Origin of the sequence: Cryobacterium sp. Hb1 (assembly GCF_004403585.1) — a bacterium.
Taxonomy (GTDB): domain Bacteria; phylum Actinomycetota; class Actinomycetes; order Actinomycetales; family Microbacteriaceae; genus Cryobacterium; species Cryobacterium lyxosi.
Genome location: NZ_SOHI01000024.1, coordinates 120,838 through 133,162, shown reverse-complemented (window position 1 = coordinate 133,162; position 12,325 = coordinate 120,838). Strand labels below are relative to the sequence as shown.

General features: G+C 63.2%; 12 protein-coding genes and 1 pseudogene. 3 read left to right on the top strand and 10 right to left on the bottom strand.

The genetic code is table 11. From position 1 onward, the window contains the following. The first annotated feature begins 4 nt into the window (after positions 1 to 4). Entirely contained in the window at positions 5 to 1,024 is a 1,020-nt protein-coding gene (locus E3T38_RS08050; RefSeq protein WP_166805473.1) for an ABC transporter permease, read from the top strand. A gap of 168 nt (positions 1,025 to 1,192) precedes the next feature. After that, positions 1,193 to 2,173 (top strand): ABC transporter substrate-binding protein, encoded by a 981-nt coding sequence (locus E3T38_RS08045; protein ID WP_134547765.1) that lies wholly within the window; start codon positions 1,193 to 1,195, stop codon positions 2,171 to 2,173. Between the two features lie 92 nt (positions 2,174 to 2,265). Here E3T38_RS08045 and E3T38_RS08040 read toward each other — a convergent pair whose 3' ends face one another. From E3T38_RS08040 to E3T38_RS08010, 8 genes and pseudogenes are all read right to left on the bottom strand, one after another. After that, the gene (locus E3T38_RS08040; RefSeq protein WP_134547763.1) at positions 2,266 to 3,903 is read right to left on the bottom strand and encodes a fucose isomerase; all 1,638 of its coding nucleotides are present in this window, start codon (positions 3,901 to 3,903) and stop codon (positions 2,266 to 2,268) included. Beyond that, a complete protein-coding gene (locus E3T38_RS08035) occupies positions 3,900 to 5,459 on the bottom strand; it encodes an FGGY-family carbohydrate kinase (protein WP_174775221.1) in 1,560 nt (519 codons plus the stop codon). Before E3T38_RS08035 ends, E3T38_RS08040 begins: the two co-directional genes overlap by 4 nt. Positions 5,460 to 5,520: 61 nt before the next feature. Further along, complete coding sequence (locus E3T38_RS08030) at positions 5,521 to 6,468, bottom strand: LacI family DNA-binding transcriptional regulator (protein WP_134547761.1); 948 nt, start codon at positions 6,466 to 6,468, stop codon at positions 5,521 to 5,523. A 63-nt stretch (positions 6,469 to 6,531) separates the two neighbouring features. Beyond that, positions 6,532 to 6,837, bottom strand: a complete 306-nt coding sequence (locus E3T38_RS17100; protein WP_241984396.1) for a hypothetical protein — start codon at positions 6,835 to 6,837, stop codon at positions 6,532 to 6,534. Positions 6,838 to 6,926: 89 nt separating this feature from the next. Further along, positions 6,927 to 7,253: pseudogene (locus tag E3T38_RS17095) on the bottom strand (aryldialkylphosphatase); the annotation flags it as partial. 153 nt (positions 7,254 to 7,406) lie between these two features. After that, the gene (locus E3T38_RS08020; RefSeq protein WP_134547760.1) at positions 7,407 to 8,312 is read right to left on the bottom strand and encodes a GntR family transcriptional regulator; all 906 of its coding nucleotides are present in this window, start codon (positions 8,310 to 8,312) and stop codon (positions 7,407 to 7,409) included. An 8-nt stretch (positions 8,313 to 8,320) separates the two neighbouring features. After that, positions 8,321 to 8,725 (bottom strand): D-ribose pyranase, encoded by a 405-nt coding sequence (rbsD, locus tag E3T38_RS08015; RefSeq protein ID WP_134547758.1) that lies wholly within the window; start codon positions 8,723 to 8,725, stop codon positions 8,321 to 8,323. After that, the gene (locus E3T38_RS08010) at positions 8,722 to 9,636 is read right to left on the bottom strand and encodes a ribokinase (protein WP_241984367.1); all 915 of its coding nucleotides are present in this window, start codon (positions 9,634 to 9,636) and stop codon (positions 8,722 to 8,724) included. The genes rbsD and E3T38_RS08010 overlap by 4 nt, the downstream gene beginning before the upstream one ends. 178 nt (positions 9,637 to 9,814) lie before the next feature. Here E3T38_RS08010 and E3T38_RS08005 point away from each other — a divergent pair, with 178 nt between their 5' ends. Next, positions 9,815 to 10,498: a transaldolase family protein gene (locus E3T38_RS08005; RefSeq protein WP_134547754.1), complete on the top strand. Its 684-nt coding sequence runs from the start codon at positions 9,815 to 9,817 to the stop codon at positions 10,496 to 10,498. On the opposite strand, the gene E3T38_RS08000 is transcribed toward E3T38_RS08005, so the two are convergent. Together E3T38_RS08000 and E3T38_RS07995 are read right to left on the bottom strand one after the other, a co-directional pair. Further along, complete coding sequence (locus E3T38_RS08000) at positions 10,488 to 11,168, bottom strand: FadR/GntR family transcriptional regulator (protein ID WP_134547752.1); 681 nt, start codon at positions 11,166 to 11,168, stop codon at positions 10,488 to 10,490. The genes E3T38_RS08005 and E3T38_RS08000 overlap by 11 nt on opposite strands. A gap of 70 nt (positions 11,169 to 11,238) precedes the next feature. Beyond that, positions 11,239 to 12,219 carry a Gfo/Idh/MocA family protein gene (locus tag E3T38_RS07995; protein WP_134547750.1) on the bottom strand — a complete coding sequence of 327 codons (981 nt, stop codon included), beginning with the start codon at positions 12,217 to 12,219 and terminating at the stop codon, positions 11,239 to 11,241. Positions 12,220 to 12,325: the final 106 nt, after the last annotated feature.

Here is a 12,325-nt window from a genome sequence, read left to right as displayed (position 1 = left end):
GGCCATGAACGCTACCCCCGTAACTGAACAGACCCGCGTTGAGGGAGGGACCCCGGAACCGCAGCGTTCGGCCAAAAGCTTCCTGCGTGCCCAGATCCAACAATCGCTCGCGTTCGCAACGCTGGTCGTGTTGCTGGTGTTCTTCTCGTTTGCGAGCAGCAACTTCTTCACCTGGAGCAATATCTCCGGCATCCTGCTCTCGACGGCGGTGATCGGGATCCTCGCGCTCGGTACGACCTTCGTGATCATCACGGGCGGGATCGACCTGTCGATTGGCACGGGCATGACGCTCGCGGCGGTCATGACCGGCATCTTCCTGGTCAACCTCGAGCTTCCACTCATCGTCGGGGTGATCGGCGGCATTCTCACCGGTGGGCTGATGGGATTTGTGAACGGGTTCAATATCGCTATTTTGAGGCTTCCACCGTTCATCGCCACCCTCGCAATGATGCTCATCGCGCAGGGACTCGCACTCGTCATCTCCGGAGTGCGTCCGATTTATTTCAGCGGCGTTTCAGGGTTCAAGGACATCGCTCTTGGGTTCGTCATCCCCAGTCTCCCGAACGCGGTCTTGATCTTGTTCGTGCTCGCCCTCCTGGCCTACGTGCTGCTGAGCAAGACGCTCCTCGGGCGCTATACCTTCGCAATCGGCAGCAACGAGGAAGCGACCCGCCTGTCAGGAGTGGATACCCGTAAATGGAAGATTGTGATCTACACGGTCGCCGGCCTGTTCACCGGCGTCGCCGGCGTCGTCATCGGTGCCCGACTGGACTCGGCCCAACCGCAGTTGGGCACGGGGTATGAGCTGCAGGCCATCGCCGCCGTCATCATCGGCGGAACGTCGCTGTTGGGTGGTCGAGGATCGATCCTCGGCACCCTGATCGGCGCTCTCATCATGAGCGTTCTGATCAACGGGCTGCGCATCATGTCAATCCAGACCGAATGGCAGAACGTCGTCATCGGCGTCGTTATTCTGATCGCCGTATTCACCGATGCCCTGCGTCAACGTCGGGCGGCGTCCTAGTCCCGACGCGCCCCGGAGCTAATATATGAAATCGGTTGCATCCCCGTGATTGCGCCAATGTAACGATCTTGTACCTGCCTGTACTTATGAAGCTTTTCCCGCACTATTCTCGCTAGCATTACGTGACAACTACGAAGTTGTCCGCCGAAAAAACAATGGAGTTAATCGATGAAAAAGAAAGTTGTCTTTCTGGCCGCTGCGGCTGCTATCTCGCTCGCCTTGGCAGGCTGTTCTGCTGGCGGCTCAGACGCTGGCGGCGATGCTGCCAATGGTGATAAGCCGTACATCGCCCTGGTCTCCAAGGGCTTCCAGCACCAGTTCTGGCAGGCGGTGAAGAGCGGGGCGGAAAGCAAGGCCAAGGAGCTCGGCGTGACCGTCACGTTTGACGGGCCGGCTTCTGAGACCGAGGTCGACAGCCAGTTGCAGATGCTGCAGGCCGCTATCGACAAGAAACCGGATGCGATCGGATACGCGGCGCTCGACCCGGAAGCCTGCGTCTCTCTCATGGACGCGGCGAAGACGGCATCGATTCCCGTCGTGCAGTTCGACGCCGGCTGCAGCAGTGACTACCCTCTCAGCATCGCCAAGACCGACAGCCTCGGCGCTGGCGCACTCGCTGCTGACCACATGGCCGAGCTGATCGGCGGCAAGGGCGAGGTTGCCATCGTTGGTCACAGCCAGATCAACTCCACCGGCGTCGAACGTCGCGATGGGTTCGTCGATCAGATCGAAGCCGAGTATCCCGACATCACGATCGTGGACATCCAGTACGGCGATGGTGACCACCTCAAGTCGGCGGATATCGCCAAGGCCATGATCGCGGCTCACCCCGACCTCAAGGGTCTCTACGGCACCAACGAGGGCTCTGCCATCGGTATCGTGAATGCCGTCGGCGAGCTCGGACTTGATGCGGGTGAGCTGACCGTGATCGGATTCGACTCCGGCCAGGCTCAGATCGATGCGATCACCAACGGCCTGATGGCGGGCGCGATCACGCAGAATCCCATCGGAATCGGCGAGGCGACGGTTCAGGCCGCCTTCGACGCCATCAACGGTAAGACCCCGGAAAAGGTCATCGACACCGGCTACTTCTGGTTCGATAAGACCAACATGAAAGACGCGGAGATCGCAGCCGTTCTCTACAAGTAGTCTTGTGGCCAGGTCGTAGCGGCCCGACCACAGCCCGATACACACAGAAGCCCCCACCCGATCGGGTGGGGGCTTCTGTGTGTATCGGGCTGTTACGCGATCACGTCACCGCAGAGGTGCACGAGCACGCCGAGCTGCTGGAACAGGGCGGCCTTGGCGACGAGCGCCCGGTCCGCGGCGTCGGCATCCGTTGCGTAGGCGACCTGCACGTGGTTGGCCTTGTGACGGCCCATCAGCTGGTTGCGCGTGACGCCGTGCAGCACGGCATGCATGATCGGCCACTGCGGATCGGTAGCGTCGAGGCGGCGCTGGGTTTCCGCCGCGGGCAAGTCGGCAACGTGCCCCCGACCCATGTCGACGTGCAGCACGCCGTCCATGATGAATACTCGGGACCAGACGATTTCACCCGGCTTAGAAATTCCGCTGAGAGTGCCGCCGCCGAGGGGGAAGAACATCTCCGGCTGGCGCATGCTGTAGCTCTTGTCGTAGCCGCCGTTGTGCGACGCCGGAACCGATCCGGAGATCTCGAAGACCCAGACGAACTCACCATCGTATTCTTCGCCCCAGCGCACATCGTGCAGCGTGTTGGCCGGGTCGAGGCCCATCGCGGTCCAAACCCGGTTCGTGATGAGGGCGTCGACCGCGACGCCCTCATCCACCTCGTTGAAATGTGGCAAGGCCAGCCCGGCGTAGAGTTCGCGGCTGCCGTCCCGTGAGAAGACGGGAGGGCGTTCCACGTTGTTGAGCAGCCCCTCGGCGAGGTCGCTCGCGGGAACGAGATCCTTGAGCCCCTGCTGGTACTGGATACCTACGGCATCCAGGCCGTAGTCATCCGATATGCGCAGCGCAGCAATGTACATTTTGAACTGGCTGTGCACCTGGGCGGGGGTGAGCTCGGTGGCGTCGTCCTGGCCGAAGTGGAATGTGAATCCGGCGTCGTCCAGCCAGGATTTAACCGCGTCGGCTTCCACATCCGTCACCCGAGCCATTTCGGCGAACAGAGCGCTCTGGGAGAGGCGCTCCTTGTAGATTCCGAGCGCGTTGAGCAATTCATCGTCAATGATCGCGTTGTACATGCCCATGCAGCCCTCGTCGAAGATTCCGATGATGGCTTGCTTCTGCTGCAACTGCTGCGCCAGCGCCACCCCGAGGGCAACTTCGGGCTGGGCCACATCCAGAACGGGCAGGTCGCGCACGTGGCTCTCATCGGGAACGATGCGGCCCGTATCGAGCCAGGTCTGCAGCTGGCCAACCGCCCACTCGTCGGTAAAGTCTGCGCTCCAAAGCGAGGAGTAGGCGATGCCAGCCTTGGTGAGGCTTGCCGTGAGGTTGAGCAGGCCCACTAGCCCAGGGAAATCGCCCGCCCAGTTGGCCACGACGAGAATTGGTCCCCGGTGAGCGCGCAAACCGGCGAGCACGTGGTGGCTGTATTGCCAGACTGCCTCGACCACCACGATCGGCGAGTCGATCGGGATGGTCTGGAAGACCTCAATACCCATGCGCTGGCTGTCGATGAAGCCGTGGCCGCTAGCCGATTCGGCGGCGTGGCCGCGCTGCACCGACCAGCCGAACTGATGTACGGCGGCAGTGAAGTCAGCTTCAAGCCGTGCCTGCGTCGGCCAGCATTTGAGGTTCGCGGCCTGACGGAGGTCTCCGCTGGCGACGGTGAACAGTGTTCGTTCGGGCGCTGGCGCTCGAACGATGGGTGTGGGCAGGAGGTAGCTGGTCATACTGAATTCGCTTTCTGATTGCTCGAGCGGGGTGGGGGCGTACTGGTCTGAGTGGTGATGTCGCCGGATCGGCCCTGCCGAGCGGCGAGGGCATGGGATATATCACGGGTGGCCGGATACAGCTCTCGGTACAACGCGTACAGCTCGTCGTATTCCGCAGCCAGAGCCAGGTTGGGCTGGCGAACTGCGGCCGCCGGGTTCCAGGAGTCGATGTCCGCCTTCGTGACAGCGAGGGCGGCAAAAAAGGCTGCGCCGTAGCTGGCTCCGATGAGCACACTCGGGAGTACCTGGGGAAGTCCGGTGACGTCGCTGACAATTTGCGTCCACAGGTCTCCCTGGGCGCCGCCGCCGACGGCCACGATGCGCTCAATTGAACCGCCCGCCGCCCGCATGGCCTCGATGTTGTGCCGCACGCCGAACGCGGTTGCTTCCAAGGCCGCGCGATACAGATCGCCGGCGGTATGCGAGATGGTGAGACCGGCGATAATGCCGCGGGCATCCGGATCTTGAATCGGTGTGCGTTCTCCTGCGAAGTACGGCAGCATGAGCAATCCGCGCGCGCCCGGGCCGGACGCCGCGGCCAGACCGAGTAACTCGGGGAAATCACCCTCACCGAGCAGGTCGCGCAGCCAGCCGGTGATCGCACCGGAGGTCGCCATGCCGCCCGCGAGATTGTGCGTACCGGGAAATGCGCCAACCGTGCCCCACAGCCCGACGGCCGTGACCGGCTGGGGCACCGTATTGACGAGGAACATGGTCGTTCCGTACATGAGCATGAGGTCTCCGGTGCGCTGGGCGCCCACGCTGACCGCCTCCGACCAAGCATCGATCGTGCCGGCGATTACGGGAATACCCGCGGGTAATCCTGATTCGGCCGCAGCGGCAGGACTCACCTGGCCGGCCACGTCGCCGGGCCAGCACAGCGAGGGAAGGTCGATCGGGCCGATGATCGGCGCGGCCCACGGTTCGTACCAGGAGTGCGAACCGGCGTCGTAGAGTGGTGTGCACTGGCTGGCCGAGTGGTGATCAAGCAGGTATTCCCCGGTCAGGTGCCAGGCTAGCCACGAACTCGGCATGAACAGTCGACGGGAGCGGGCGAATATCTCGGGTTCGTTCTCGGAGAGCCAGGCCAGTTTCGGCCCGACCGCCTGGGTGGACAGCGCGGAGCCCGTGCGGGCCATGATGGCGGCGTCGCCGCCCAGTTCGAGCGTAAGCTCCGCGATTTGCCGGGTAGCCCTGGTATCAATGCCGTAGAGGATGGCGGGGCGTAGGGGGGTGCCCGCCGCATCAGTAACGAGCACGCACGGGCCCATGCCGCTGACCCCGACCGATACGATCACCGCCTCTGCGCGAGCGGCCGCGTCGACAAGTTCGCGGGCGATGGAGACAAACTCGCTCCACCACAGCTCGGCGCTCATCTCGACCCAGCCCTCCCGGGGTCGTTCAGGGACGTGCGAGCGGCTCGCGGAACTCAGAACGGTACCGTCGAGTGTGACGAGCACGCCCTTGCTACTCGACGTGCCGATATCTACCCCGATAATCGCGTCAATGCTCATAGACCCAGCGTAAATGAAATCGATTTCAGGGTCAAGGATGCCGTCGGCGTCAAGCCACGATTCAGGAGTGATTTTCGAGCATGATCGTGCGGCGGGGCTGGTCATCGCCGCGCAGCCGTTCGATCAACAGGCGAGCCGCTGCTTCGCCGAGTCGGCGGGCCGGGAGGGGGATCACGGTGACGCCGCGCGGTGAGAGGGTTGCGAACGGCAAATCGCCGAAACTGGCAATGCCGATCACCGGGGCAGTAAGTCCACGCTCGATCAGGGCGCGCAGGGCACCGACCGCCATGAGATTGTTGGCGACGAATACGGCATCGGGCGGTTCCGGGAGGTTCAACAGGTTCACCATGGCGGCATGACCGCCTTCGACGCGAAAATCGGCATGGCGCAGGTAACGGTCCGACGAGCTGTCGATCACCGCCTCGCGCCAGCCGTCAGCGCGGGCTTCGGCGGTGGGTCCCCCGCATGGTCCGGTTATGCAGGCGATCCGGCGAAAACCCTGCGCGACCAGGGATTGGGTGGCATCGCGTCCGCCCGCGACGTTGTCGACTGTCACGGTATCCACATCGGGCAGGCTGCGGTCAACGGCGACGACCGGGCGTCCGCGCCGGGTCAGGTCGGTCAAATCCACGTGGTCACTGGTCGCGGCAAGAATGATGCCGGCCATATTTTCCGACACGACAACGTCGAGATAGCGTGCTTCCTTCTCGGCATCCTCGTCGGTGTTGCAGAGCACGACCGAGTAACCGGATGCCTGGGCCACGTCTTCTACGCCGCGCGCCAATGCCGTAAAAAACGGGTTCTCAATGTCTGGAATAATCAGGGCGATGACCTCGGACGATTGCTTGCGCAGCGTGCGGGCGGTGCGGTTGGGCGTGAAAGACAACCGCTCGGCGGCCGCGCGAACCCGCTCGCTGCGTACGGCCGAGACCGCAATGCCGTTGAAGACCCGGGACACGGTGGCTGGGGACACTCCCGCAAGCGCGGCAACGTCGTAAATAGTGGCCATGTTGGTCCTTTCGTACGAACGTCTCCACCCTACTGAACCCACACCGGTCCGGTGGGAGGCCATTTACGAGCCGGGTCGGTCCGGTGTCCAGGTGAGAAACCGTGCGGCGCTCTCACGCACGATTGTGTCCGCCGAAGCCGACCCGATCCGAGCGCGTAGCGCCGGTAGGTAGCGGGTGCCGAGGTAGGCCAACCCCGGCATGCCGCCGTAGGCGATGTCTCGGCTGCGCCAGGCCAAATCGCCGCCGATGAGAATGTGTCGCAGGCCACCGCCGGCGATGACGGCCTCGGTGAGGTCGAGCAATTCGGCATCGCTTCGGGTGCGCGGCCGGGCAACGCCGTCATAGCCGAGCCAGGCACCCCGCGCCACGAGTTCCAGGTGCAGGGCCGGGTTGGGTTGGAATCACGATCGGCGTGAGCCAGCACGACCCGGCTCGGCTTCACGCCGAGCGCCACTAGAAGGTCAAGCACTTCGTGGGCCGCCGTACAGTATTCAAGGTGCACCATGATTGGCGCGCCGGTCGCTTCGTGGGCGATGGCAACGGCCTCGAGGGTCTCGCGTTCGAACGTGGAGATTGACCAGTAATCAATTCCGGCCTTTAGGACACCGGCGCGCACGGGGTCCCCGGCCGGAGTGAGAGCGGGCTGCTGGTGGTGGTCGTGGCGAGGCATGCCCTCACGCAGGTCGGTGAGGAACAGGTCGGCGCGACGGCGGGCATCCAACCGGCGCAGCCAGTGGTCGGGAGAATAGTGCGCGCCGCGGTGCGCGCCGGTGGTCGCGATCACGCTCAGCTTAGTAGACCGGTTGATCCGGGCCACCGCTTACGGGTCGCGGCCGAGCCCAATCGGGGTCGCATCAATCATGGCGTCGAACCCGCTCGCGCGTGGCAGCGGCTGTGCTGCCCGTCCAGAGTGCCTGTAATCACAGGTGACTTGTAATTACAGGTGAATATTTTCTCCCGAGGGTGGAGCGTCCCGGGCGGACAGGCCGGTATGACGCAGAGCTGCCGTGCTCTGGGTGGCAGACGTTGCACTCAACTGGAACTCGAAGCGGCTGCGGTCGCCGCGGTGATAGGCAACGAAATATTCCATCGGTTGTTCGTGTTCGTCGTAACTGATGCTTCGCAGCACTAGCAAAGCCTGGCCGGAGCCGACCTTGAGCAGCGATCCCTGGGCCCGATTAGCCGATGCCGCTTCGGCCGATCGCACACCGCGGACCGCGCGGATTCCGTGGGTCTCGAGGAGCGCATAGAGCGATTTGTCCCGCAGATCATCATGCAAAACAAGTAGTCCGATGTCGTGCGGCAGGTACGTCGTCGTCCATGACCACGGTTCGTCATCGACGTAGCGCAGCCGCTCTATCACGACCACCGGCGACCCGGGCGCGACACCGAGAGAATCTGCGACGTCGTTGTCTGCCCGGATAACCTCCTGCCGGCGAACCTCACTGCGAACGTGCCCGCCGCGGGCTGCGACTTCCTCGTACAGGCCAGTCAGTGTGTGGACGAGGCTTTCCGGCACCTTTTGATGCGCCACGAAAGTGCCCTTGCCTTTGACCCGCTCGATCACCCCCTGGGTTTCTAGCTGGGACAGCGCTTGACGCACAACAGTGCGGGAAACATTGAAATCCTTGCACAATCGGTGTTCGCCGGGGAGAAGGTCGCCCGCTCGCAACCCTTGGCGGGCGATGTCGTCGATGATTCGGCGCTTGAGCTGGTGGTACATGGGCGTTGCAGCGAGCCGGTCGATCTTGGGTGGAGTGTCACTGCTCCTCGGCGGCGCTGCCGCGTCGAGCAGGGACGGATTCGTGTTCACGATGGCACGATCGCGCCGAGACTGATTCATTGTCGTAGTCAGTAAGCTACGCCGGCGTGCAGGATCACGTTGGCGTAGGGCGTAAATTCGCCCGTGCGTACGAATGCTCGAGCGGCGCGGGAATGCGTCTTGAACTCGGCGTGGGAAACGACGTCGATCTCGACACCGAGGGCGTCGAAGCGTTCCCGCAGAGCCGCATACAAATCGGGACTGTGCTGGGCGATTTCGGCCGCCACAGTCGCCTTTTCAATGACGAGCTCGGCCAGGATGGTGTCGAGCACGTCGAGGAAAGCGGGTGCGCCTGGACGGTACGCCAAGTCGATCCGTTCGGAATCTGCGGGTATGGGCAGCCCGGCGTCAGTGACCACGATGAGGTCGGTATGACCGGTTTCGGAGATGACGCGGGATAGCTGCGGATGAATCGTTGTATTCGTTCGTCTCATGAAATTGTCGCTTTCTGGGAGTGCAAGAGATCCTCGACGGCCGCGCGCTGCGGGAGACTGGGGGATGCGCCGCGCTGGGTGACGGTCAGTGCACCAGCGGCCATCGCTTGGCTGATGGCGCTGGCCAGATCAGCATCGCGAGCGAGCGCTGCACCGAGATATCCGGCGAAGGCATCGCCCGCCGCAGTCGTGTCGACTGCCACCACGGGAATCGACGGAAAGTGCCGGACGGAAGTTTCAGACACTAGAATAGCGCCCGCTGACGCCATCGTGATCAGCGCGTATCCCGCGCCCCTCGCGGTAAACCATCGCCCGGCGGAAGCAGCGGACGCAGCGTCGGTGACGACAATACCGGTGAGGCGGCTGGCTTCGGTCTCGTTCGGCGTGACAATATCGACCAGGGGCCAGATCGCGTCGTCCAGTTCGGTCGCAGGCGCAGGGTCAAGAATTACGGTGAGTCCCACCTCGTGTGCTTTGCGAATTGCGTGTTGGGTGAGCGCCCAGGGGATCTCGAGCTGGGTCAGGAGCACCTTTGACAACGGGGCACGGTCGAGGAACGCGGAATCGATTTGCGCCTCGCTGAGCGAGGCATTGGCTAGGGGCACCATAACGATGTCATTCTCACCCGAGTCATCGACGCGAATGTGCGCGATCCCGCTCGGTCCCGGCACCCGGGACACATGATCGATGTCGACCCCCGCGTTCTGCAGGCCGCCGGTCAACAACGGTGCGAACAGGTCGGTGCCAACGCAGGAAACCATGTAGGCCGGGCTTCCTGCGAGAGCGACGGCGATCGCTTGGTTAGCGCCCTTTCCGCCGAGGACAAGCGTGAAGTCATCGCCCAGGATCGTCTCGCCACGAGACGGGAGGCGTTGAGAGAAGGTCGTGAGGTCCGCCGTGATACTGCCCACGATCAGGACTCCGTCGGTCCGAGGTGCAGACGACTCTGTCTGGCTCATTGCTGCCCTTTCTGCTTCGTGCGCCATAGTGACGTGTGATTACATTACCGGACAGGGAGCGACAGGATCATTTGGTTCGGTTGCCAGGGTCGAGTGCCGGAGCAACCGGCGGATCACAGGAGAGCCCCACATGCGCCGAGAACGTCGTCGCTATGTTGACAGCGCACAGGTGGACGAAGTCAGCGAGATACTTCGTGACGGGCTCGTGCACGGAGTGACAACGAACCCGACGATTCTCGAACGGGCGCACCGTTCCGCCGCGAATTCATCGGAACTCTACGCGCGTTGGGTCTCCGAGGGCGCTCAGGAAGTCTTCTTCCAGGCCTGGGGAGAAAACACTCAGGCGCTGCTGCGCCTTGCTGAGGGGATTCTGGCACTCGGACCGAAAGTGGTCGTCAAAGTTCCGGCAACTCGCACCGGGTTCGCTGCGGCCGCCAACCTCAGCCGGGACGGGGCGACGGTTCTGCTGACAGCGGTCTACTCGCCAGCACAAGCACTCATGGCGGCGAGCCTGGGGGTGCGCTACATCGCCCCGCATCTTGGTCGGATGCAGGACAGTGGCCTGAACGGAATCGCCGAGATCGCCGCTATGACGGTCATGGTGGCGGGAACCGACACTGACGTTATCGCCGCGAGCCTGCGCACCCCGGGCGCCATCGTGGCGCTCGCTGAGGTGGGGGTGCGCTACTTTACGGCGGCACCGGCGGTGGTTCTGGCCGTGATGCAGCACACCGTGATCGACAGTTCGAGTGCGGAGTTCGAGGCGGCCGTTTTCCGCGGAGCAGTGCGGGGCTCAGGTTCGGTCAGTCCGTGACCATTGCGTCTCGCAGCCACTGTTCGATACCGGAGATATGCACGATGGTCAGGGCCTGCGCGAGCTGTGCATCGTGGCCTTCCAGGGCGTCGGCAATCGCCTTGTGTTCCGCGAGCGTGCGTTCGACGGAGTGTTCCTGGGTGAGTCCACGCCAGATCCGGGCCCGCATCGTGTGGCTCGACAGGGCGTCGATCAGGCTGGCAAGGTAGGCATTGCCGGAGGCCGCGGCTATGGCCCCGTGAAAGCTGACGTCCGCCGTTACCAAGCCCTCGACGTCGGTCGACTCGTTCGCCAGCTCGAGCAGGGCGCGCAGCGTAGCCAGTTCGTCTGCGGTTATGCGCATCGCGGCCAGTGCCGCTGCGGCCGGTTCCAGGATGCGTCGGACCGCGAAAAGTTCTAGCACGGACGAATCGGTGTGGAGGTCCGTGATGAACGTCATCGCCTCGAGCAGCAGGCGTGGTTCCAGGCTCGTGACATAGGTCCCGTCTCCGCGCCGCACGTCGAGCACGCGGATGACTTCGAGCGCCTTAACCGCCTCCCGTAGTGAACTGCGTGAGAGTCCCAGCCGCTCGCTCAGCTCCTTCTCCGGGGGGAGTTTGTCGCGGGGTTTGATCTCACCGCTCAAGATCATGTCCTTGATCTTGAGAATCGCTTCATCGGTCACGGCCATGAACGAATTCTACCTATGCCAAAATCTTGTGTCGAAGCTTGAATCGGACGCCCGCTGCGCCGGGAAACGGCTAGATGAAGCTTCGGTCAATGCCGACGGCTGCGTAAATAGCATCAATGGCGACCATGTTGTTGATCGAGTCAGTGCCCTCCGTGGGCAGCGGTGTGTAGTTGGCCAGAGCCACGACGATCGCTTCCAACTGGTGGTCGTATGTGGTGCGACCAGCCACGGTACTGACCTGAGTTATTCCGTCGACCGTTTCGATGATGCTGTGGCCCGCTGACGGGAAGACGAGATTATCCACGTGTACGTTGCCTCGGGTGCCGTAGATGTCGAGTGTCGACGTCTCGTTCGGTCCGGCTTCCATGCTCGCCGAAACGTGGGCGGTCGTGCCGGACGGGAAGCGCAGTTCTGACTGGACACTCGTGTCGGCACCGAGCAGATTCGTCGATGCTGTCGCGCTCAGTACGGCGGGTTCCTCATTCATTAGGCTGCGCACCCAGTGCAGGGGATAGCAACCGAGGTCCATCAGTGCCCCACCGCCCAGGGACGGCACGTGACGGATGCCGCGGGGGTCGAACGGGTTGCAGACCGAGAAATCTGCGCGAAGCGACACGATGTCACCGAGCCGACCCGAGGACACCACGGCATCGATCTCAAGGCTCAAGGGGTGGTAGCGGTCGTGGAATGCCTCGATCAAGCGGTGGCCGGTAGCCTGCGCCGACTCGAGCATGCGCTTGGCCTGCGCGGCGTTCATGGCGAACGGCTTTTCGCACAGAACGTCTTTGCCGGCCTCGAGCGCCGCGATCGACCACGCGGCGTGTTCGGACGGCGGCAGCGAGTTGTAGATCAGATCGATGTTGGGGTCTACCAGTAACGCGTGGTAGTCGTCGTAGGACCGCTCGATGTTGTGCGTGACGGCATAATCGGCCGCGGCGAACGGGCGACGTGAGGCCACGGCGACAATTCTGACGTCGGTGCGGCGCGCGGCCGGGCGAATCACCGCTGCCGGGGCTATTCCTGACGCGCCGAGTATGCCAATGCGAAGCATATGTCTTCTTTCACAGTCTGTTTGAGAGAGAGGAATAGTGCAAGACGAAGAATTGATCGCTCCACGAGAATTCCCTGATGAGCGTAGAATCTGTGGCTCATCGGCG

Coding starts and splice junctions, on each gene's coding strand:
- E3T38_RS08000 (WP_134547752.1), bottom strand. CDS start 11,168: ATGGCCGTGACCGATGAAGCGATTCTCAAGATCAAGGACATGATCTTG.
- E3T38_RS08035 (WP_174775221.1), bottom strand. CDS start 5,459: ATGAGCATTGACGCGATTATCGGGGTAGATATCGGCACGTCGAGTAGC.
- E3T38_RS07995 (WP_134547750.1), bottom strand. CDS start 12,219: ATGCTTCGCATTGGCATACTCGGCGCGTCAGGAATAGCCCCGGCAGCG.
- E3T38_RS08040 (WP_134547763.1), bottom strand. CDS start 3,903: ATGACCAGCTACCTCCTGCCCACACCCATCGTTCGAGCGCCAGCGCCC.
- rbsD (WP_134547758.1), bottom strand. CDS start 8,725: ATGAGACGAACGAATACAACGATTCATCCGCAGCTATCCCGCGTCATC.
- E3T38_RS08030 (WP_134547761.1), bottom strand. CDS start 6,468: ATGGCCACTATTTACGACGTTGCCGCGCTTGCGGGAGTGTCCCCAGCC.
- E3T38_RS08020 (WP_134547760.1), bottom strand. CDS start 8,312: ATGAATCAGTCTCGGCGCGATCGTGCCATCGTGAACACGAATCCGTCC.
- E3T38_RS08045 (WP_134547765.1), top strand. CDS start 1,193: ATGAAAAAGAAAGTTGTCTTTCTGGCCGCTGCGGCTGCTATCTCGCTC.
- E3T38_RS08050 (WP_166805473.1), top strand. CDS start 5: ATGAACGCTACCCCCGTAACTGAACAGACCCGCGTTGAGGGAGGGACC.
- E3T38_RS08005 (WP_134547754.1), top strand. CDS start 9,815: ATGCGCCGAGAACGTCGTCGCTATGTTGACAGCGCACAGGTGGACGAA.